Source organism: Kitasatospora sp. NPDC059462 (assembly GCF_042749955.1).
Taxonomy (GTDB): domain Bacteria; phylum Actinomycetota; class Actinomycetes; order Streptomycetales; family Streptomycetaceae; genus Kitasatospora.
The window spans coordinates 1-21,405 of sequence record NZ_JBHYUU010000014.1 but is presented as its reverse complement, the minus strand read 5'-3'; the positions used below and the strand labels follow the sequence as shown (position 1 = coordinate 21,405).

At 71.6% G+C, this 21,405-nt stretch carries 17 protein-coding genes and 2 pseudogenes; 9 read left to right on the top strand and 10 right to left on the bottom strand.

Translation table 11 applies throughout. The features are described 5' to 3' along the window. Positions 1–68: 68 nt before the first annotated feature. The 7 genes and pseudogenes from gyrA to dnaA form a co-directional block, all read right to left on the bottom strand. Positions 69–2,609: a DNA gyrase subunit A gene (gene gyrA / locus ACFXAM_RS06320; RefSeq protein ID WP_380288087.1), complete on the bottom strand. Its 2,541-nt coding sequence runs from the start codon at positions 2,607–2,609 to the stop codon at positions 69–71. A 121-nt stretch (positions 2,610–2,730) separates the two neighbouring features. Next, complete coding sequence (gene gyrB, locus ACFXAM_RS06315) at positions 2,731–4,761, bottom strand: DNA topoisomerase (ATP-hydrolyzing) subunit B (RefSeq protein ID WP_380287953.1); 2,031 nt, start codon at positions 4,759–4,761, stop codon at positions 2,731–2,733. 278 nt (positions 4,762–5,039) lie between these two features. Then, the gene (locus tag ACFXAM_RS06310; protein ID WP_350543082.1) at positions 5,040–5,561 is read right to left on the bottom strand and encodes a DciA family protein; all 522 of its coding nucleotides are present in this window, start codon (positions 5,559–5,561) and stop codon (positions 5,040–5,042) included. A 154-nt stretch (positions 5,562–5,715) separates the two neighbouring features. Beyond that, the gene (recF, locus tag ACFXAM_RS06305) at positions 5,716–6,849 is read right to left on the bottom strand and encodes a DNA replication/repair protein RecF (RefSeq protein ID WP_380287950.1); all 1,134 of its coding nucleotides are present in this window, start codon (positions 6,847–6,849) and stop codon (positions 5,716–5,718) included. Positions 6,850–6,892: 43 nt separating this feature from the next. Further along, positions 6,893–7,789, bottom strand: a pseudogene (gnd, locus tag ACFXAM_RS06300) (phosphogluconate dehydrogenase (NAD(+)-dependent, decarboxylating)); the annotation flags it as partial. 188 nt (positions 7,790–7,977) lie between these two features. Then, a complete protein-coding gene (gene dnaN / locus ACFXAM_RS06295; protein WP_380287948.1) occupies positions 7,978–9,108 on the bottom strand; it encodes a DNA polymerase III subunit beta in 1,131 nt (376 codons plus the stop codon). A gap of 951 nt (positions 9,109–10,059) precedes the next feature. Continuing rightward, the gene (gene dnaA / locus ACFXAM_RS06290; protein WP_380287946.1) at positions 10,060–11,886 is read right to left on the bottom strand and encodes a chromosomal replication initiator protein DnaA; all 1,827 of its coding nucleotides are present in this window, start codon (positions 11,884–11,886) and stop codon (positions 10,060–10,062) included. A 354-nt stretch (positions 11,887–12,240) separates the two neighbouring features. Between dnaA and rpmH the strand changes: the two genes are divergently transcribed. The 9 genes from rpmH (at position 12,241) to ACFXAM_RS06245 (ending at position 19,121) form a co-directional block, all read left to right on the top strand. Continuing rightward, complete coding sequence (gene rpmH, locus ACFXAM_RS06285; protein ID WP_030059672.1) at positions 12,241–12,378, top strand: 50S ribosomal protein L34; 138 nt, start codon at positions 12,241–12,243, stop codon at positions 12,376–12,378. Positions 12,379–12,396: 18 nt separating this feature from the next. Next, positions 12,397–12,825, top strand: a complete 429-nt coding sequence (gene rnpA, locus ACFXAM_RS06280; RefSeq protein WP_380287944.1) for a ribonuclease P protein component — start codon at positions 12,397–12,399, stop codon at positions 12,823–12,825. Then, complete coding sequence (gene yidD, locus ACFXAM_RS06275; RefSeq protein ID WP_380287942.1) at positions 12,822–13,193, top strand: membrane protein insertion efficiency factor YidD; 372 nt, start codon at positions 12,822–12,824, stop codon at positions 13,191–13,193. The genes rnpA and yidD overlap by 4 nt, the downstream gene beginning before the upstream one ends. Beyond that, entirely contained in the window at positions 13,190–14,404 is a 1,215-nt protein-coding gene (gene yidC / locus ACFXAM_RS06270) for a membrane protein insertase YidC (protein WP_380287940.1), read from the top strand. Before yidD ends, yidC begins: the two co-directional genes overlap by 4 nt. A gap of 85 nt (positions 14,405–14,489) precedes the next feature. Further along, the gene (locus tag ACFXAM_RS06265) at positions 14,490–15,020 is read left to right on the top strand and encodes a protein jag (RefSeq protein WP_380287938.1); all 531 of its coding nucleotides are present in this window, start codon (positions 14,490–14,492) and stop codon (positions 15,018–15,020) included. Positions 15,021–15,194: 174 nt separating this feature from the next. Beyond that, positions 15,195–16,037, top strand: coding sequence for a 16S rRNA (guanine(527)-N(7))-methyltransferase RsmG (gene rsmG, locus ACFXAM_RS06260; RefSeq protein WP_380287936.1), 843 nt, complete (start codon positions 15,195–15,197; stop codon positions 16,035–16,037). Positions 16,038–16,328: 291 nt separating this feature from the next. Then, complete coding sequence (locus tag ACFXAM_RS06255) at positions 16,329–17,303, top strand: ParA family protein (RefSeq protein WP_380287934.1); 975 nt, start codon at positions 16,329–16,331, stop codon at positions 17,301–17,303. Continuing rightward, on the top strand, positions 17,300–18,379 hold the full coding sequence (locus ACFXAM_RS06250; RefSeq protein ID WP_380287932.1) for a ParB/RepB/Spo0J family partition protein: 1,080 nt from the start codon (positions 17,300–17,302) through the stop codon (positions 18,377–18,379). The genes ACFXAM_RS06255 and ACFXAM_RS06250 overlap by 4 nt, the downstream gene beginning before the upstream one ends. Positions 18,380–18,503: 124 nt before the next feature. Further along, entirely contained in the window at positions 18,504–19,121 is a 618-nt protein-coding gene (locus ACFXAM_RS06245) for a GNAT family N-acetyltransferase (RefSeq protein ID WP_380287930.1), read from the top strand. Between the two features lie 76 nt (positions 19,122–19,197). Here ACFXAM_RS06245 and trxA read toward each other — a convergent pair whose 3' ends face one another. The 3 genes and pseudogenes from trxA to ACFXAM_RS06230 form a co-directional block, all read right to left on the bottom strand. Further along, positions 19,198–19,524 carry a thioredoxin gene (gene trxA, locus ACFXAM_RS06240; RefSeq protein ID WP_376086399.1) on the bottom strand — a complete coding sequence of 109 codons (327 nt, stop codon included), beginning with the start codon at positions 19,522–19,524 and terminating at the stop codon, positions 19,198–19,200. A gap of 137 nt (positions 19,525–19,661) precedes the next feature. Continuing rightward, a complete protein-coding gene (gene trxB, locus ACFXAM_RS06235) occupies positions 19,662–20,627 on the bottom strand; it encodes a thioredoxin-disulfide reductase (protein ID WP_380287927.1) in 966 nt (321 codons plus the stop codon). A 173-nt stretch (positions 20,628–20,800) separates the two neighbouring features. Then, a pseudogene (locus ACFXAM_RS06230) lies at positions 20,801–21,405 on the bottom strand (hypothetical protein); the annotation flags it as partial.

The window sequence follows — 21,405 nt, the reverse complement described above, 5'->3', positions numbered from 1 at the left end:
GGCGGCCGGTACCGCCACGTCGTGTACGGATGTACGGACGTGACGGTACCGGCCGACGCGGTACGAGGTCAGGCCTGGGCGGTCCCGCCGCCCGGCTCCGTCTCCGTACCCTCGGCCACCTCGGTGGACTCGGTACCCGCCACCTCGTCCTCCGCCGACTCCTCGTCCTCGGCCTCCGCGTTGCGGGCCATGCCCACGACCGCATCGCGCTTGCCCAGGTTGATCAGTTGGACGCCCATGGTGTCACGTCCGGTTTCACGAACCTCGGAAACCCTCGTGCGGATCACTCCTCCGGAGAGGGTGATCGCCATGATCTCGTCGGTCTCGTCGACGACGAGCGCGCCGACCAGCGAGCCCCGGCCCTCGACGATCTTCGCCGCCTTGGTGCCGTAGCCGCCGCGTCCCTGGACACGGTACTCGTCCACACCGGTGCGCTTGGCGTAGCCGCCGTCGGTCGCGGTGAAGACGAAGGTGCCCGGACGGACCACGTTCATCGAGAGCAGTTCGTCGTTCTCGCGGAAGGCCATGCCCTTGACGCCGGAGGTGGCGCGGCCGGTGGAGCGCAGCGCCTCGTCGGTGGCGGTGAAGCGGATCGACTGCGCCTTCTTGGAGACGAGCAGCAGGTCGTCCTCGGCGGAGACCAGCTCGGCGCCGATCAGCTCGTCGTCCCGGCCCTCGTCGTCCTGGCGCAGGTTGATCGCGATCAGGCCGCCGGAGCGCGGGGAGTCGTAGTCCTTCAGCGGGGACTTCTTCACCAGGCCGGCCCGGGTGGCGAGGACGAGGTAGGGCTTGTCCTCGTAGGTGCGGATCGCCTTCACCTGGGCGATGTGCTCGTCCGGCTGGAAGGCCAGCAGGTTGGCCACGTGCTGGCCGCGGGCGTCGCGGCCGGCGTCCGGCAGCTCGTAGCCCTTGGCGCGGTAGACCCGGCCCTTGTTGGTGAAGAACAGGATCCAGTTGTGGGTCGTCGTCACGAAGAAGTGGTCGACGATGTCGTCCTGCTTGAGCTGGGCGCCGCGCACGCCCTTGCCGCCGCGCTTCTGCGAGCGGTAGAGGTCGGAGCGGGTGCGCTTGACGTAGCCGCCGCGGGTGATGGTGACAACGATGTCCTCCTCGGCGATGAGGTCCTCGATGGAGAGGTCGCCGTCGGAGGGGATGAGGGTGGAGCGCCGCTCGTCGCCGTACTTCTCGACGATCGCGGTGAGCTCCTCGGAGATGATCCCGCGCTGGCGGGTCGGCGAGGCCAGGATCGCGTTGTACTCGTCGATCTTGCGCTGCAGCTCGTCGTGCTCGTCGGTGATCCGCTGGCGCTCCAGGGCGGCCAGCCGGCGCAGCTGCATCTCCAGGATCGCGTTGGCCTGGAGCTCGTCGATCGAGAGCAGCTCCATCAGGCCGGTGCGGGCGGCGTCGGCGCTCGCCGAGGCCCGGATCAGCGCGATGACCTCGTCGATCATGTCCAGGGCGCGCAGCAGCGCGCGCAGGATGTGGGCGCGCTCCTCGGCCTTGCGCAGCCGGAAGGTGGTGCGCCGGACGATGACCTCGACCTGGTGGTTGACCCAGTGCCGGATGAAGGCGTCCAGCGACAGGGTGCGCGGCACGCCGTCGACCAGGGCCAGCATGTTGGCGCCGAAGTTGGTCTGCAGGTCGGTGTGCTTGTAGAGGTTGTTCAGCACGACCTTGGCGACCGCGTCGCGCTTGAGCACGACCACCAGGCGGGTGCCGGTGCGGGCCGAGGACTCGTCGCGGACGTCGGCGATGCCGGCGATCTTGCCGTCCTTGACCAGGTCGGCGATCTTCAGCGCGAGGTTGTCCGGGTTGACCTGGTAGGGCAGCTCGGTGATCACCAGGCACTGCCGGCCCTGGATCTCCTCGACCTCGACCACGGCGCGCATGGTGACCGAGCCGCGGCCGGTGCGGTAGTAGTCGTCGATGCCGCGGCGGCCGACGATCAGCGCGCCGGTGGGGAAGTCCGGGCCCTTGATCCGCTCGATCAGGGCGTCCAGCAGGTCCTCGGCGGAGGCCTCCGGGTTCTCCAGGTACCAGAGCGCGCCGGAGGCGACCTCGCGCAGGTTGTGCGGCGGGATGTTGGTGGCCATGCCGACCGCGATGCCGGTGGCACCGTTGACCAGCAGGTTGGGGAAGCGCGCGGGCAGGACGGTGGGCTCCTGCGAGCGGCCGTCGTAGTTGGGCGCGAAGTCGACGGTCTCCTCGTCGATGTCGCGCATCATCTCCATGGCCAGCGGCGCCATCTTGCACTCGGTGTAGCGCATGGCCGCGGCCGGGTCGTTGCCCGGGGAGCCGAAGTTGCCGTTGCCGTCCACCAGCGGCATCCGCATCGACCACGGCTGGGCCAGGCGGACCACGGTGTCGTAGATCGAGGTGTCACCGTGCGGGTGGTAGTTGCCCATGACGTCGCCGACGACGCGGGCGCACTTGTAGTACCCCTTCTCGGGGCGGTAGCCGCCGTCGTACATCGCGTACAGCACGCGGCGGTGCACCGGCTTCAGGCCGTCGCGCACCTCGGGCAGCGCCCGGCTGACGATGACGCTCATCGCGTAGTCGAGGTACGAGCGCTGCATCTCGGTTTCGAGCTCGACCGGCTCGATGCGCATGGTCACCGTGGCGGCGGCCTCGGGGGTCTCGGGCTGCTCGCCTTCGGGACGGTTGTCGTCGACCACTGGTGGTCAGTTTCCTTTCACGCGGACTGGTACGTGCGGGGCCTGCGGGCAGGCGTCACACGTCCAGGAAGCGGACGTCCTTGGCGTTGCGCTGGATGAAGGAGCGGCGGGCCTCGACATCCTCGCCCATGAGGACCGAGAACAGCTCGTCGGCGCGGGCGGCGTCCTCCAGGGTGACCTGGAGGAGCAGGCGGTGCTCGGCGTCCATGGTGGTGACCCGGAGCTCCTCGGCGTTCATCTCGCCGAGACCCTTGAACCGCTGGATCGCGTCGTCCTTCGGAAGGCGGCGCCCCGCCTCGACCCCGGCGGCGATCAGCGCGTCGCGCTCGCGGTCGGAGTAGGCGTACTCGAAGTCGTCCTTGCCCCACTTGATCTTGTACAGCGGCGGCATCGCCAGGTAGACGTAGCCGGACTCGACCAGCGGCCGCATGAAGCGGAACAGCAGGGTCAGCAGCAGGGTGCGGATGTGCTGGCCGTCGACGTCGGCGTCGGCCATCAGCACGATCTTGTGGTAGCGCAGCTTGGACTCGTCGTAGTCCTCCTGGATGCCGCAGCCGAAGGCCGAGATCAGCGCCTGGACCTCGGTGTTCTGCAGCACCTTGTCGATCCGGGCCTTCTCGACGTTCAGGATCTTGCCGCGGATCGGGAGGATGGCCTGGGTGCGGGGGTCGCGGCCCTGCTTGGCCGAGCCGCCGGCGGAGTCACCCTCGACGATGAAGATCTCGCACTCGGCCGGGTCCTTGGACTGGCAGTCGCTGAGCTTGCCGGGCAGCGAGGCGGACTCCAGCAGGCCCTTGCGGCGGGTGAGGTCGCGGGCCTTGCGGGCGGCGACGCGCGCGGTGGCGGCCTGGATGGACTTGCGGATGATGTCCGCGGCCTCGTTGGGGTTGCGGTCCAGCCAGTCCCCGAAGTGCTCGTGGACGACCTTCTGGACGAAGGTCTTCGCCTCGGTGTTGCCGAGCTTGTCCTTGGTCTGGCCCTCGAACTGCGGCTCGCCGAGCTTGACCGAGATGATCGCGGTCAGGCCCTCGCGGATGTCCTCGCCGGAGAGGTTGTCGTCCTTCTCGCGGAGCAGCTTCTTGTCCCGCGCGTAGCGGTTGACCAGGCCGGTCAGCGCGGCGCGGAAGCCCTCCTCGTGGGTACCGCCGCCGTGGGTGTGGATGGTGTTGGCGAAGGAGTAGACCCCCTCGGTGTACGAGGAGTTCCACTGCATGGCGATCTCCACCGAGATCGCCTTGTCCTTGTCCTCCGCCTCGAAGTCGATCACCGAGGGGTGGACGACCTCGCCCTTGCGGGAGTTGAGGTGGGCGACGAAGTCGGCGATGCCGCCGTCGTACTTGTAGGTGACGGAGAGCGGCTTGCCCTCCTCGTCGACGTGCTCGGGGCGCTCGTCGGTCAGGGCGATGGTCAGGCCCTTGTTGAGGAACGCCATCTCCTGGAAGCGGCGGGAGAGCGTCTCGAAGGAGTAGACCGTGGTCTCGAAGATCTCCGGGTCGGCCCAGAAGGTGACGCTGGTGCCGGTGCGCTCGGCGGCCTCGTGCTGGGACAGCGGGGCGGTCGGGGTGCCGGCCTTGTACTCCTGCGTCCAGCGGTGGCCGTCGGTGTGGATCTCCACCGCGAGGCGGGTGGAGAGCGCGTTCACGACGGAGACGCCGACGCCGTGCAGACCGCCGGAGACCGCGTAGCCGCCGTTGCCGAACTTGCCGCCCGCGTGCAGAACCGTCAGCACGACCTCGACGGCCGGCTTGCCCTGGCCCGGCATGATGCCGACCGGGATGCCGCGGCCGTTGTCGACCACGCGCACGCCGCCGTCGGCGAGGAGGGTCACGTCGATGGTGTCCGCGTGCCCGGCCATCGCCTCGTCGACGGAGTTGTCCACGATCTCCTGCACCAGGTGGTGCAGGCCGCGCTCACCGGTCGAGCCGATGTACATGCCGGGGCGCTTGCGGACGGCGTCGAGGCCCTCCAGCACCTGGATGGCACTGGCGTCGTACGACCTGTCGGACTGGTCGGTCTGGTCTGGGATCTGGCTGGGGTTGCCGGAATCGGCCACGAAGCGCCCTCTCTGGCACAGCGCGGGCCGCATCCCCGCCTCCTACGGGCGGGCGTGCGACCACGGCGTTTCGACTCGGTTGCCACTAGCAACAGTGTTTGGCCCCCAGTCTACCGGTACGACTGACATCGATGGGCGTTTGGCAGCCTCTGAGGGCAGAAATGGCGCCCTGAATCCCCTCGGGACATGTCCCGATACTCGCTCGGGGGGCTCAGGCCGCCTGGCAGGGCCGTCAGGGGTTCCGGAGGATCACGGTCCGCTCCGCTCCCGGACCGACCGCCCCGGGCCGGGCGGAGGCGGGCGGGCGGCGGCTATCCCCAGGTGTCGCCGGGGCCCTTGCTGCCGGGGGCGCGCAGCCGGCCGTAGCCGCGCACCGGGGCCGCGGGGCCGAGCACCTTGATGGTGCGGACCGTGCCGTGGCCCAGCTCGTGGTTCAGACGGGCCACCAACTGCCTTGCCAGCCAGCGGAGTTGAGTGGCCCACGCGGTGGAGTCGCACTGCACCGTGAGCACCGCGGCCTCGTCGTCGTAGGCGGTGGGGGTGCAGTGCGCCGCGATGTCCGGTCCGACGATCTGCGGCCAACGGCCCATCACCCCGCCGACCGCGGCCGAGGACTCCCAGCCCCGTTCGGTCAGCAGCCGGGTCAGCGCCGCCCCCAGCGGCACCGGGTCACGGCCGTCCGAGCGGGCCCCGCTGCGCAGACCGTGCCGCTTCGCCTCGCGCTTCTCGCGCACCTGCTCACCGCGCTGGCGGGCCTGAGCCCGGGCCGCCCGCAGCGCCGAGCGCGCCAGGTCGGCACCGGTCGGCCCGGGGTGCTCCGCCGAATCGCTCACGGCGATCTCCTTATCCCCACCCTGTGGACAACGGTGAGCCGTCCAGCGTACGGGAGCCGGGAGGGCGCGCGACGGCACGGGTGGGCGTCCCCGGGGCTACGGGTGCGGGGTGTGCGACCGCCGGCGGCGGTCCGTGGAGCGCGGTGCGGCGCGATCAGCCGGTGACGCGCCGGACGGCGCCGTCGGCGACCGCGTACCGGGCGCCGGCCAGCGCCTTCGGCACGTCCTCGGCCACCGCCGCGGTCACCAGCACCTGCTCGCCGCCGGCCACCAGCTCGGCCAGCCGGTCGCGGCGGGCGGCGTCCAGCTCGGCGAAGACGTCGTCCAGGACCAGCACCGGCTCGCCGCCGTCCGCCCGCAGCAGCTCGTAGGAGGCCAGCCGCAGCGCCAGCGCGAAGGACCAGGACTCGCCGTGGCTGGCGTAGCCCTTGGCGGGCAGCGGGCCGAGCTTGAGCAGCAGCTCGTCGCGGTGCGGGCCGACCAGGGTGACCCCGCGCTCGACCTCCTGCTTGCGGACCGTCCGCAGCGCCTCCAGCAGCTGCTCCTCGGCCTGCTCGCGGCTGGTCGGCAGCTCGCCCTCGAAGGAGCTGCGGTACTCCAGGGCGGTGTCGCCGCCGCCCGGCGCGAGCTGCCCGTAGGCGGCCGTGACCAGCGGCTGGAGGGCGGCCACCAGCTGGAGCCGGAAGGCGGTGAGTTCGGCGCCGGCCCGGGCCAGGTGGCCGTCCCAGACCTCCAGGGTGGACAGGTCGGCGCCCTTGCCGCCGCCGGCCCGGCGGGCCATCGCGGCGGTCTTCAGCAGGGCGTTGCGCTGCTTGAGCACCCGCTCGTAGTCCTGCCGGACCCCGGCCAGCCGGGGCGCGCGGGCGGTCAGCAGCTCGTCCAGGAAGCGCCGGCGCTCCCCCGGGTCGCCCTTGACCAGGGCGAGGTCCTCGGGGGCGAACAGCACGGTGCGCAGCAGGCCCAGCACGTCGCGCGGGCGGACGTTGTCGGAGCGGTTGATCCGGGCCCGGTTGGCCTTGCCGGGGGTGATCTCCAGCTCGACCAGGGTGGAGCGGCCGCGGTCCACCACGGAGGTGCGGATCACCGCGCGCTCGGCGCCCAGCCGGATCAGCGGGGCGTCGGTGGCGACCCGGTGGCTGCCCAGGGTGGCGACGTAGCCGACCGCCTCGACCAGATTGGTCTTGCCCTGGCCGTTGGGGCCGACGAACGCCGTCACGCCCGGGTCGAGGGGGACCTCGGCCCGGGCGTAGGAACGGAAGTCGGCGAGCGACAGGTGCGCGACGTGCATGGCGGTGGACTGCGCTCGCCTTCTGTGGAGGGACCTGCGGGGACTACTTCGACTCGACCGCGTGGCCGCCGAACTGGTTGCGCAGCGCGGCGATCATCTTCATCTGCGGCGAGTCGTCCTGGCGGGAGGCGAAGCGGGCGAACAGCGAGGCGGTGATGGCCGGCAGCGGGACGGCGTGGTCGATCGCGGCCTCGACGGTCCAGCGGCCCTCGCCGGAGTCGGCGGCCCAGCCCTTGAGCTTGCCCAGGTGCTCGTCCTCGTCCAGGGCGCGCACGGCCAGGTCGAGCAGCCAGGAGCGGATCACGGTGCCCTCCTGCCAGCTGCGGAAGACCTCGCGGACGTCGGTGACCTCGGGGGCGGCCTCCAGCAGCTCCCAGCCCTCGGCGAAGGCCTGCATCATCGCGTACTCGATGCCGTTGTGGACCATCTTGGCGAAGTGGCCGGCGCCGACCGCGCCCGCGTGCACCGAGCCGAAGTCGCCCTCGGGCTTGAGCGCGTCGAAGACCGGCTGGACCTTGGCCACGTGCTCGGCGTCGCCGCCGTACATCAGCGCGTAGCCGTTCTCCAGGCCCCAGACGCCGCCCGAGACGCCGCAGTCGACGAAGCCGATGCCCTTGGCGGCCAGCGCCTCGGCGTGCTTGATGTCGTCGGTCCAGCGGGAGTTGCCGCCGTCGACGACCACGTCGCCGGGCGAGAGCAGCTCGGCCAGCTCGTCCACGGTGGCCTGGGTGGCGGCGCCGGCCGGGACCATGACCCAGACGACGCGCGGGCCCTGCAGCTTGGTGACCAGCTCCTGGAGGCTCTCGACGTCGGAGATGTCGGGGTTGCGGTCGTAGCCGATGACGGTGTGGCCGGCGCGGCGGATCCGCTCGCGCATGTTGCCGCCCATCTTGCCGAGACCGATGAGGCCGAGCTCCATAGCCAAATCCTTACCTGTGGTGACGTCCCTGCGGGCGGCGCCGTTGCCGCGCCTCCTTGAGCCTACGTGCTGGAGCGGAAGGGCCTCCTCGTGGTCGGGCCGACCGGGGGAGGTTCCACAGGTTTGTTCACAGGGCTGTGGACGGAGCCGTGGGCGAACGGCTCCGGGCAGGTCCGGTGGCGGCCGGACCTGCCCGGAGCGCGGCGGGCTCAGCCGGAGAGGCGGACCGGCATGATCAGGTACTGGTAGGCCTCGTCCGCCTCGGCGTCCACCGCGGCCTTGCCGCTGAGCAGCGCGGGCTTGGTCGGGGTGGTGAAGCTCAGCTGGGCGTAGGCGGAGTCGATGGCCTTGAGGCCCTCCTCCAGGTAGCCCGGGTTGAACGCGATCGAGATGGCGTCCCCCTCCAGGGAGGCGTCGATCCGCTCGGTGGCCTGGGCGTCGTCGCCGGAGCCGGCCTCCAGGGTGAGCACGCCCTCCTCGAAGTTCAGCCGGACCGGGGTGTTGCGCTCGGCGACCAGGGAGACGCGCTTGAGGGCCTCCAGGAAGGGCTGGGTCTGGATCGCCGCGATCGCGTTGAACTCGGTCGGGAAGAGGCTGCGGTACTTCGGGAACTCGCCCTCCAGCAGACGGGTGGTGGTCCGCCGGCCGGCGCCCTCGAAGCCGATCAGGCCCTCGCCCGCGCCGCCCGAGGAGAGCGCGATGGACACGTTGTCGCCGCTGCCCAGGGACTTGGCGATGTCCTGGAGGGTCTTGGCCGGGACGAGCGCGACCGCCGAGATGTCGGACTGCTCGGGCTTCCACAGCAGCTCGCGGACGGCGAAGCGGTAGCGGTCGGTGGCGGCCAGGGTGATCCGGTCGCCCTCGATCTCGACCCGCACGCCGGTGAGCACCGGCAGGGTGTCGTCGCGGCCGGCGGCCACGGCGGCCTGGCTGACCGCGGAGGCGAACACGTCGCCGGGCACGGTGCCGGTCGCGGTCGGCATCTGGGGCAGTGCCGGGTACTCGTCCACCGGCAGGGTCGGCAGGGTGAACCGGGAGCTGCCGCAGACCACGCTGACCCGCTGGCCGTCGGTGGAGATCTCCACAGGCCTGTTGGGAAGGTTGCGCGAGATGTCGTTGAGCAGCCGGCCGGAGACCAGCACGGTGCCGGCCTCCTCGATGTCGGCCTCCAGCTCGACCCGGGCCGAGACCTCGTAGTCGAAGCCGGACAGCGCCAGGCTGCCGTCCTGGGCCGTCAGCAGCAGGCCGGCCAGCACCGGCACCGGCGGCCGTGCCGGGAGGCTGCGGGCAGCCCAGGCCACCGCCTCCGCGAGGACGTCACGCTCCACCCGGAACTTCACCGGTAACCGCCTCCTGGATCGAGCGCTCCCGCTCGCACGTCTGGTTCTTCTGATCTTGGTCTTCGCCGCGGCTGTCCACCGAGCTCCGCCGCTCCGCTTCCAGTCGCCGAGGACAGTCTGACGTACTCCACCGACAGACGGGGCAGACGGGCGGAAGCAACTCGAACGGATGTCGGGCAGCGGTTGTCCACAGATTTGGCCCCCACCCGCTTTTGAACGAGGCGAACGGTCTATAGGTGTAGTGGTAGTAGTAGGGCCTGTGGAAACCGTGGATAACCCTGTTTGCGCAGGTCAGGCCCGGTTTTTTGTCCACAGGAGCTGTGGACCGCGGCTGTGGACGAACACGGCCCGCTGTGGACGGCGGAGCGTTACCCACAGGGCACGCTGGGTATCCACAGGTTATCCCCAGCACCGTCCCCAGATCCGGACCCGGTTATCCACGGGCTCCGGTCAACTTTTCGTGACGGCTTTCACACCTGGGCATGAACGAGGGCAGAAGCTTGTCGAACTGTGGATGCAGCTGTGGACAACCTGGGGATAACCCCGCCCGGCCTGGGGACAACCGGTGGACAACCCGAACGGCCCACTGACGGGCCGGCACTTGTCCACACCCTGTGGACAACGGTTGTGCACAAGTCCACAGGCACCTGACCTGCGCGGAAGAGCGTAGCGGCGGGCGCCCTGTGGAGGAATTCTGGATAACTCACGGCGCCCGGGCCTGTGGACGACGGAGAACCCGTCCGGCCTGTGGATTTCCGCCTCGCGCACCGGGGGCGTTCGAATCCCTGGTCAGATGTTCGGCGCGGGCTGTGGACTGGCGGAGCGTCCGTCACCCGCATCCCTGCCCCGGCGGACCGCCGTGCACACCTGTGGATATGCCGAAAGGGCGTCAGGATCGCTCCTGACGCCCTTTTCCGGCCACGCCGGGCCGGCCCCGCGGGGGCCGTCCCGCTAGCTCTTGATGCGGTTGGTCAGCTCGGTGACCTGGTTGTAGATCGAGCGCCGCTCGGCCATGAGTGACCGGATCTTGCGGTCGGCGTGCATCACCGTGGTGTGGTCGCGGCCGCCGAACTGCGCGCCGATCTTCGGCAGCGAGAGGTCGGTGAGCTCCCGGCAGAGGTACATGGCGATCTGACGCGCGGTCACCAGCACGCGGCTGCGCGAGGATCCGCAGAGGTCGTCCACCCCGAGCCCGAAGTAGGCGGCGGTCTGCTGCATGATCACCTGGGCGGTGATCTCCGGCCCGGCGTCCTCGTCGCCGCCCGGGATGAGGTCCTTGAGGACGATCCCGGCCAGCTCCAGGTCCACCGGGGCCCGGTTGAGGTTGGCGAAGGCGGTGACCCGGATCAGGGCCCCCTCCAGCTCCCGGATGTTCCGGGTGATCCGGGACGCGATGAACTCCAGCACGTCGGCGGGGGCGTTGAGTTGCTCCTGGATCGCCTTCTTGCGCAGGATCGCGATCCGGGTCTCCAGCTCCGGCGGGGTGACGTCGGTGATCAGTCCCCACTCGAAGCGGTTGCGCAGCCGGTCCTCCAGCGTGGTCAGCAGCTTGGGCGGCCGGTCGGAGGAGAGCACGATCTGCTTGTTGGCGTTGTGCAGGGTGTTGAAGGTGTGGAAGAACTCCTCCTGCGTGGACTCCTTGCTCGCCAGGAACTGCACGTCGTCCACGAGCAGGATGTCCATGTCCCGGTAGCGCTTGCGGAAGGTGTCCGCCTTGCCGTCCCGGATGGAGTTGATGAACTCGTTGGTGAACTCCTCGGAGGACACGTACCGCACCCGGGTGCCCGGGAAGAGGCTGCGCGAGTAGTGCCCGATGGCGTGCAGCAGGTGGGTCTTGCCCAGCCCGGACTCGCCGTAGATGAAGAGCGGGTTGTACGCCTTGGCCGGGGCCTCGGCGACCGCCACCGCCGCCGCGTGCGCGAAGCGGTTGCTCGCGCCGATGACGAAGGTGTCGAACAGGTACTTGGGGTTCAGCCTGGCGGCCGGCTCGTCCTTGCGGGAGCCGCCGGCCGGGGGCGCGCCGGGCGGGGCGGGCACGCCGGGGACCGCGGGGCGGTCGGTGGCGCGCTCCGCGGGGGCCTTGTCCGCGCCGCGGGCGGCGGCCGGGCGGGCCCCGGGGGAGCGGCGGCCGGAGGCGGTCCGCGGGTGCTCGCCCGGGCCCGGGCCGTAGGCGCCGCCGAAGAGGTCGCCCTGGGTGGTCGAGGGCGGCGCGGGGACGTGCCGCGGCGCGGGCCGGGGGGCCGGCTCCTCGGGCTCGCGGTAGGCCGGCGGCTGCTCCTGGTAGCCGGGCCAGGCCTGGGCGCCGCCCGCCGGGCCGCCGTACGGGGCGGGGTGCTGCTGGTAGCCGCCGTCGTCGTAGCGGGGCCGCTCGTAGCCCTGGTCGTAGCCCTGCTCGTAGTCCTGGTCGTAGGACTGCTGCGGGTAGCCCTGGCCGCCGTAGCCGCCGGCGTCCTGCTCGGACGGGTTCGGGTACGGCTCGGCGGGGGCCTGCGACGCGGGGGCGGTCGGCACGGCGTTGGCGTCGACCATCACGGCGATCCGCACCGGGCGGGCCAGCTCGCGGGAGAGCGCCTCGGTCAGCTGCGGCAGCAGCCGCCCTTCCAGCACCTGCTTGGCCCGCTCGTTGGGGGCCGCCAGCAGGGCGGTGTCGTGCATCATCCACATGGGCTGGGTGCGCTGCACCCACTGCTTGTCCATCTCCCCGATGTCCGGGTCGCCGACCAGCCGCTCGACGACCCTCGCCCAGACCGGGACGAGGTCGCTGTTGACATCAGCCACTGGTGCACGCTTTCCGATGAACAAACCAGACAAGTCCTGCAACGGTAGTCAGCGAACAGAGCCGGATCAAGTCGTTGTCCACAGGCTGTGGGTAAGCGGCCTCCGGACGGCTGGTTTGACCCTCGCGCCCCGTCCCGCGTACCGTAACCAGGTCGAGTTGTCGATGGCCGCTGCCGCATGTCCGCGGGTCCACCCGCTCCATAAGGCGCGCAGCACGGGCGCCGTGGATTGCCTCCAACCCCAGCCGAACTGGGGCGATGGGCCGGATTTCCGATACATGGGGAGATCACGCGGACGCACGGTGACGGCCAAGCGACTCCCCGTCATCCTACGATTCACCTCAGGAGCCCCCGAGTGAGCAAGCGCACCTTCCAGCCGAACAACCGTCGTCGCGCGAAGACCCACGGCTTCCGGCTGCGTATGCGTACCCGCGCCGGCCGCGCCATCCTGGCCGCCCGCCGTGGCAAGGGCCGCGCCAGCCTGTCCGCCTGATCCGCACCAGAGTCTGTTGTGCTGCCCTCCGAGAATCGGCTGCGGCGGCGCCAGGACTTCGCGACCGCGGTCAAACGCGGTCGCCGGGCCGGTAGGCCCCTGCTGGTCGTCCACCTCGCCAGAGAGGACGCCCCCGGGGGCCGCACCGACCGGACCAGCGACATCCGCCCGCACGTCGCCGAGGGGACTCCTTCGGCGCGTGCGGGTTTCGTCGTGAGCAAGGCCGTCGGCCCGGCGGTCACCCGCAACCTGGTCAAGCGCCGGTTGCGTCACCTCGTGCGTGATCGTCTGTCCCGGCTGCCCGCCGGTAGCCTGATAGTGGTGCGTGCGCTGCCCCCGGCCGCGTCCGCCTCGTACCAGGAACTCGAACGCGACCTGGACGCGGCGCTCAAACGGCTGCTCAAGGTCGAGCACGCCGCCTCGGCGCCGACGGGAGCAGGGCGATGAAGTACCTGCTGATGGGTCTGATCAGGGTGTACCAGTGGACCATCAGCCCACTGCTCGGTCCGGTGTGCCGTTACTACCCGTCCTGCTCGCACTACGGTTTCGAGGCCGTGAAGACGCACGGGGCGGTGAAGGGCGGCGCCCTGACCGTGTGGCGCATCCTGCGCTGCAATCCGTGGACTCCCGGCGGGGTCGATCATGTCCCGCCGCGCAAGCATCCGGCGTGGCACCGCCGGCTGCGGGACCGGCTGAACGGCCGGGCCGCCGCCGAACAGCCGGTGATCACGCCCCCCGCCGGTCCGGACCCAGAGGGCCCGGCGACCATTGGCCCCATGGGGCCAATCCCAATGTCCAAGGAGCCTGACCGGTGACGTTCTCCTTCCTCAACCCCCTGTACACAGCGGTGTCCTGGATCATCGTCCAGTTCCACTCGCTGTACAGCCACGTCTTCGACCCGGATGGTGGCTGGGCCTGGGGTCTGGCCATCGCCTCGATGGTGGTCGTCATCCGGATCTGCCTGATCCCGCTCTTCGTGAAGCAGATCAAGGCGACCCGGGCCATGCAGGCGATCCAGCCGAAGATGAAGGCCATCCAGGAGCGGTACAAGAACGACCGCCAGCGCCAGTCCGAAGAGATGATGAAGCTGTACAAGGAGGCGGGTACCAACCCGTTCTCCAGCTGCCTTCCCATCCTCGTGCAGGCGCCGTTCTTCACCGCGCTCTACGGCGTGCTGGCCTCGGTCGCCAAGGGCAAGGCCATCGGCGTGATCGACGGCGACCTGCTGGTGAGCGCCGGCAAGGCGCACATCTTCGGTGCCCCGCTCTCGGCCACCTTCGTGGGCAGCAGCGAGGTCAGCGTCAAGATCGTCGTCGCGGTGATGATCATCCTGATGTCGGCGTCGCAGTTCGTCACCCAGCGCCAGCTGATGACCAAGAACGTCGACCTCACGGTGAAGACGCCGTTCATGCAGCAGCAGAAGATGCTGATGTACGTCTTCCCGATCATGTTCGCCGTGATGGGCATCAACTTCCCGGTCGGTGTCCTGGTCTACTGGCTGACCACCAACGTCTGGTCGATGGGCCAGCAGCTGATCGTCATCCGCAACAACCCGACGCCGGGCAGCAAGGCCTGGGACGAGCGTCAGGCCCGCCTGAAGAAGGCCGGCCGGCTGAACCCGGACGGCTCGGTCATCAAGGGCCCGCTCTTCGGCCTGCTCCCCGCGAAGAAGTCCGCCGTCACCGCCGAGGCCGTGGTCGAGGAGTCGGTGCAGGTGCGCCGGCAGCAGCCGCGGAAGCAGACGAAGTCGCAGCGCCAGCACACCGGCGGCCAGACCACCAGCCTGACCAAGGACGCCCCGGACGAGCAGCCCGCCGACGCCGCCCCGGCGGACTCCGCCGGCACCGGGACCTCCGGCACCGGGACCTCCGGCGGCACCTCCGGCACCGGTGCGGCCGGTGCCACGGGTGCGGCCAAGCAGACCGCGGCGCGCCCCGCCGGTGCCAAGTCGGGCCCGGCCCGTCAGCAGGGCGGTGGCCGGCAGCAGCCCAAGCGCGGCGGCGGTCAGCGGCCGAAGAAGAAGTGACCGGTCCGCACCGGACCGGTCCCACGGCCCCCTGAACCTCGTTACCGGCCCACCACCCGGGCCCCATCTCCGAAGGAGTCCATCAGTGACGGAAGGCACCACCTCCGCCGTCGAGGCCGAGGCCGCCGACAGCGCCGACGAGAGCCTCGTCGCCCGCCTGGAGCAGGAGGGCGACATCGCGGCGGACTACCTGGAGGGTCTGCTCGACATCGCCGACCTCGACGGTGACATCGACATGGACGTCGAGGGCGACCGCGCCCTGGTCTCCATCGTCAGCGACGGCAACGACCGCTCCCTGCAGCGGCTGGTCGGCCAGGACGGCGAGGTGCTGGAGGCGCTGCAGGAGCTGACCCGGTTGGCCGTCCACCGGGAGACCGGCGAGCGCAGCCGCCTCATGCTGGACATCGCCGGCTTCCGGGCCCGCAAGCGTTCGGAGCTGGCGACCCTCGGGGCCGAGGCCGCCGACCAGGTGAAGAGCTCGGGGGAGCAGGTCAAGCTGCGCCCGATGACCCCGTTCGAGCGCAAGGTCGTCCACGACGCGGTGGCCGCGGCCGGTCTGCGCAGTGAGTCGGAGGGCGAGGAGCCCCAGCGGTGCGTGGTCGTGCTCCCGGCCTGACGGCAGGGTGACCGCCGGCGGCTTTGGCGGTCGGTATGCGACACGAGGACCCGACCCCGTCCGCCCCGCGCGGACGGGGTCGTCGTCCCTTCGCGGGCGGTGGCCCGGCGAGAGATGTTTCACGTGAAACGGTGCAGGAGCGGGTCGGTGGATCCGGGGAGCGGAGAGTTCGAGATGGACACGGAGAGCGCGCCTGCCGGCGGGCCGGAGACGGGCGCCGGGGGTCCGGGTGCCGAGGGCGCGGCCGTCGGCGGGCGTCCGGCGGTCGAGCCGCCGCCCGCACCGCCGGCCGTGGCCCGGGAGGTCTTCGGCGAGCGGTTCGACGCCGCGGTCCGCTACACCGAGCTGCTGGCCACCTCGGGGGTGACCCGGGGGCTGATCGGGCCGCGCGAGGTGCCCCGGCTCTGGGACCGCCACGTGCTGAACTGCGCCGTCCTCGCCGAGCTGCTGCCGGGCGGGACGACGCTCTGCGACGTCGGCTCCGGCGCCGGTCTGCCCGGCATCCCGGTGGCGCTGGCGAGGCCGGACGTCTCGGTGACGCTGCTGGAGCCGCTGCTGCGGCGCACCACCTTCCTGGAGGAGGTGGTCCGCGAGCTGGGGCTGGAGAACGTCACCGTGCTCCGCGGCCGGGCCGAGGAGATGGTCGGCAAGCTGGCGGTGGACGTGGTGACCGCGCGGGCGGTGGCCCCGATGGAGCGGCTGGCCGGCTGGGGGCTGCCGCTGCTGCGGCCGCACGGCCAGATGCTGGCGCTCAAGGGCGACAGCGCGGAGCAGGAGCTGGCCGACTCCCGGGCCGGGCTGGCGAAGCTCGGTGCGGTGGAGTGGTCGGTGATCGCGGTCGGCGAGGGCACCCTGGAGACCTCGACCCGGGTGGTCCAGGTCAAGGTGGGGGAGAGCCCGGGCGGTGTGAAGGCGGCGACCCGCCGGGCCAGGGCCGCGGCCAAGGCCGGCCGGGCCGGTGGCGGCCCCGTGCGCGGGGGCGACCGGGGCCGCAGCCCCCGGCGGCGCGGCCGCTGAGCCGGACGTGACGACCGCCACGGGCGGGGAGGTCCTCGGGACCTCCCCGCCCGTTCGTTCCGGCACCGGCGCGGTCCTCCGGCCCGGGGTGGCGGCGGGTTCTCCCGCATCCGGGTGACGGGGGGAAGGCCGAGAGGTCGACATCGGACCACCGGAGTGTCGCATCGTCAGAATTCCGACATTGCGGGCATGGTGTTTCACGTGAAACGTCGCTCTCTCCTCTCGGGAATCCTCTCGCGCAGCCGGGCGGCGACTGTTGCCGCTCCGGTTTCACGTGAAACACTGAGCCCCATGCAGGACTCGGAGACCATCGACCAGATCGATGACACGCCCATCGCGCGTGCTGCCCAGGCTGCGGTCCAGGCCATCGGCCGAGCGGGCGAAGGACTTCCCCGCCCCGCTGCCACCCGGGTGATGGTGGTGGCCAACCAGAAGGGCGGGGTGGGCAAGACCACCACCACCGTCAACCTCGCCGCCTCGCTCGCCATGCACGGCCTGCGCGTCCTGGTGATCGACCTCGACCCGCAGGGCAATGCCTCGACCGCGCTCGGCATCGACCACCACGCCGAGGTTCCGTCGATCTACGACGTCCTGGTGGAGGGCAAGCCGCTGGCCGACGTGGTGCAGCCGGTGGTCGAGGTCGAGGGGCTGTTCTGCGTCCCCGCCACCATCGACCTGGCGGGCGCCGAGATCGAGCTGGTGTCGCTGGTGGCCCGGGAGAGCCGGCTGCAGCGGGCCATCGCCGCCTACGAGCAGCCGCTGGACTACATCCTGATCGACTGTCCGCCCTCGCTGGGCCTGCTGACGGTCAACGCCCTGGTCGCCGGCCAGGAGGTGCTGATCCCGATCCAGTGCGAGTACTACGCGCTGGAGGGCCTCGGCCAGCTGCTGCGCAACGTCGAGCTGGTCCGGGCGCACCTCAACCCGGTGCTGCACGTCTCCACCATCCTGCTCACCATGTACGACGCCCGGACCAGGCTGGCCGCCCAGGTGGCGGAGGAGGTCCGGACGCACTTCCACCAGGAGGTGCTGAGCACCGCGATCCCGCGTTCGGTCCGCATCTCGGAGGCGCCCAGCTACGGTCAGACGGTGCTCACCTACGACCCGGGCTCCACCGGTGCGCTCTCCTACCTGGAGGCCGCCCGGGAGCTGGCGCTGCGGGCGGTGTCCGCGGGGGCCGGCGGCTCGTTGGTGGGGCAGCAGCGGGACGGTTCGGGGCAGGGCGCCCCGGGAGCACAGCACGGTACGACGGAGGGCAATCGGTGAGTGGTCGCAGGGGTCTGGGACGAGGGCTGGGGGCGCTGATCGGCCCCGCCGCCCCGGCGGGCGGTGGAGCCGGGACCGGCGCCGCGGCGCAGCCGGCGGCGGCCCCGGTGGCCTCGCCCGGAGCGGTCTCGCCGACCGCGGTGCCGGTGCTGCCGTCCGGCCGGGGGACGCTGGCGGCCAAGGCGGCCGCGGAGAGCCTGCGGGAGCAGGCCGCCGAGGCGGAGCTCGCGCGGGTGGCCGGCGCCTACTTCGCCGAGCTGCCGCTGGACGCGATCACCCCGAACCCGCGCCAGCCGCGCGAGGTGTTCGACGAGGACAAGCTGGCCGAGCTGGTCGCCTCGATCAAGGAGGTGGGCCTGCTCCAGCCGGTGGTGGTGCGCCAGGCGGCGCCGGGACGCTTCGAGCTCATCATGGGCGAGCGGCGCTGGCGGGCCTCCCGGGAGGCCGGGCTGGAGCAGATCCCGGCGATCGTCCGGGCCACCGAGGACGACAAGCTGCTGCTGGACGCCCTGCTGGAGAACCTGCACCGGGCCGAGCTCAACCCGCTGGAGGAGGCGGCCGCCTACGACCAGCTGCTGCGGGACTTCTCCTGCACCCATGACGAGCTGGCGGACCGGATCGGGCGCTCGCGCTCGCACGTGTCCAACACCCTGCGGCTGCTGAAGCTGTCGCCGGCGGTGCAGCGGCGGGTGGCCGCAGGGGTGCTGACGGCCGGCCACGCCCGGGCCCTGCTCGGTGCTCCGGACGTCGAGCGGCAGGAGGAGCTGGCCAAGCGGATCGTCACGGAGGGGCTCTCGGTGCGGACCACCGAGGAGATCGTCGCGCTGATGGAGCGCGAGGAGAAGCCCAGGCGGCCCTCGCCCAAGGCGGGCAAGATCCTGTCGCCGGCCTTCAACGACCTGGCGAGCCGGCTCTCCGACCGCTTCGAGACCCGGGTCAAGGTCGAGGTCTCGCAGCGGGGCGGCAAGCTCGGCAAGGGCAAGGTGGTCCTGGAGTTCGGCTCGGTGGAGGACCTCAACCGGATCCTGGACAGCATGGCGCCCGGCGACGACGGGCTGCGGCTGTCGCAGGGCTGAGGCCGGTCGACCGTGCGGTGGAGACGGGTGCATGTTCCGCGTGAGCGCTGTTTCACGTGAAACATGCACCCGTCGGCGTTCGGGGGGAATGCTCGACTGTGGAGTGGACGAGGAGGTGCGGGGCATGGGACGCCGGATCGTTCCGCTGACGCTGGACAACCTCGCGGACCTGCCGTCGACCTGCCGTTCCTGCGTGTTCTGGGAGCTGGACCCGGTCAGCGGCCGGGCGGCGGTCGAGTCCGGCAAGCCCGAGCTGGAGAAGGAGGGGTGGATCTCCGCGGTGCTGCTGGAGTGGGGCTCCTGCGGCCGGGTGGTCTACGTGGACGACCGGCCGGCCGGCTTCGTGCTCTACGCCCCGCCCGCGTACGTGCCGCGGGCGCAGTCCTTCCCGACCAGTCCGGTCTCCTCGGACGCGGTCCAGCTGATGGTCAGCCGGGTGCTGCCGGGCTTCCAGCGGCAGGGGATCGGGCGGGTGCTGGTGCAGACGGTGGCCAAGGACCTCCTGGGGCGGGGGTTCCGGGCGATCGAGGCGTTCGGGTCGGTGGCGCGGCAGCCGGTCAGCTGTGTGCTGCCGGCCGAGCACCTGCTGGCGGTCGGCTTCAAGACGGTCCGTCCGCACCACCGCTACCCGCGGCTGCGGCTGGAGGCGCGGACCACCCTCTCCTGGCGGGGGGACGTCGAAGGGGCGCTGGAGCGGCTGCTGGGCGGCGGGCGGAAGGAACCGGCGCTGCGGCCGTTCTGAACGCGGCCGGCAACGCCACGAGGGCGGGACTCCCGGTGGGGAGTCCCGCCCCTCGTGGCGTTGCGGGGGAGCCGCCTCAGATCAGGCCGTCCAGCTCGCGCAGCAGCGCGGCCTTCGGACGGGCACCGGTGATCTGCTTCACCGGCTCGCCGTTCTTGAAGAGGATCAGGGTCGGGATGGAGATGACGTTGTACGCCGCGGCGGTCTGCTGGTTGGCGTCGACATCGAGCTTGGCGATGGTGAGCTTGTCGCTCTCGTCGGCCGCGATCTCCTCCAGGACCGGGGCCACCTGGCGGCACGGGCCGCACCATTCGGCCCAGAAGTCGACGAGGACGGGCTTGTCGCTCTTGATGACGTCGGCATCGAACGTCGCGTCGGTCACGGTGGTGGTGGCGCCGGCCACGATCACTCCTAAGGGGTCAAGCGGGAGGGGGGCTCTGCCAGGTCTACAACACCGCGCGGGGCGGTTCTGTTTCGGCCCGGCGGGGGTGGGCGTGTTTCACGTGGAACACGCCCACCCGGACGGTGGGGTCGGTGGGGTCAGACCGCGACGGTGGCGGCCTGGGCCTCCAGGTCGGCCAGCGAGGCCAGGTAGCGCTCGGCGTCCAGGGCGGCGGAGCAGCCGGTGCCGGAGGCGGTGATGGCCTGGCGGTAGGTGTGGTCGACGACGTCGCCGGCGGCGAAGACACCCGGGATGTTGGTGCGGGTGGAGGGCGCCTCGACCTTGAGGTAGCCCTCGGCGTCGAGCTCCAGCTGGCCCTTGAAGAGCTCGGTGCGCGGGTCGTGGCCGATGGCGATGAACAGGCCGGTGACCGGGAGCTCACGGGTCTCGCCGGTGGTGGTGTCGCGCAGGGTGACGCCGGACAGCTTGGGGTCGCCGTGGATGGCCTCGACCGCGCTGTCCCACTCGAAGCTGATCTTCTCGTCGGCGAAGGCGCGCTCCTGCATCGCCTTGGAGGCGCGCAGGGTGTCCCGGCGGTGGATGACCTTGACGCTGCGGGCGAAGCGGGACAGGAAGGTCGCCTCCTCCAGGGCGGTGTCACCGCCGCCGACCACCGCGATGTCCTGGTCGCGGAAGAAGAAGCCGTCGCAGGTCGCGCACCAGGAGACGCCGCGGCCGGACAGCTTGTCCTCGTTGGGAAGGCCCAGCTTGCGGTGCTGGGAGCCGGTGGTGACGATCACGGCGCGGGCCTTGTGGACGTTGCCCTCGGAGTCGGTGACGGTCTTGACGTCGCCCGTGAGGTCGACGGCGACGATGTCGTCCGGGACCAGCTCGGCGCCGAAGCGCTCGGCCTGCGCCCGCATGTTGTCCATCAGCTCGGGGCCCATGATGCCGTCCCGGAAGCCCGGGAAGTTCTCGACCTCGGTGGTGTTCATCAGCGCACCACCGGCGGTGACGGCTCCCTCGAAGACCAGCGGCTTGAGGGAGGCACGGGCCGTGTAGAGCGCAGCCGTGTAGCCGGCCGGGCCGGAACCGATGATGATCACGTTACGGACGTCGCTCACTGCATCTCCTGGTTCGCATCGCGACCCGCGTTTGCTGCGGGGAGGGCGGTCCTGCTCCGCCGCCCGGGACAACGACTGACCAGTGTCTCGCATTCCCAGGAGGATCAGTACCAGGCGCCCGGACTCTGGGAGTGTCGCGCGGTCGGTGGCATGGATCGCACGGGAACCACCGGTCAGCCGGCCGGGACCGTGCGGTGGAGCAGGATGGCGCAGCCGGGGGAGCGGAGGTAGACGTCGAGCTGGTCGGGGCGGCCGGGCAGGGCGTAGACGAGCAGTTCGGCGGGGGCCCCGGCGTAGCTGCCGAGGTCGCCGGCCAGCAGGGCGGCGGTGCTGGGCGGCGGGCAGGCCGGGGCGGAGCGGCCGCCGGTCAGGCCCTGGCCGCCCTCGGCGGGCGGGACGGCGGTCGCCCCGGAGCCGTCCGAGGGGGCGGCGCCGTCGCCGGTGGAGGGTCCGACGGGTCGCTCGGGCCGGGTGGGGGCGGTACCGGCGAGCAGCTCCCGGACCTGGGCGGCGAGCTGCTCCTCCCGGTAGACGGTGGCGCCGGGGCCGTGGTCGGCCTTGCCGTCGCCGGTGGAGCCCTGCGAGGTTCCCGGGGCCGCGGAGGCGGCTGCGGGGGCGTTGGCGGGGGCGTCGGCGGCGACGCCGAGGCCCTGCCGCTCGGGGGCGGAGGGCCGTGCGAGGAGGACGCCGCCGAGGCCGACGGCGAGCAGCGCGGCGGCCGAGCCGAGCAGCAGGGCCCGCCGGCGGCGGGGCCGGGCGGCCCGGCCCGGTCCGGTGG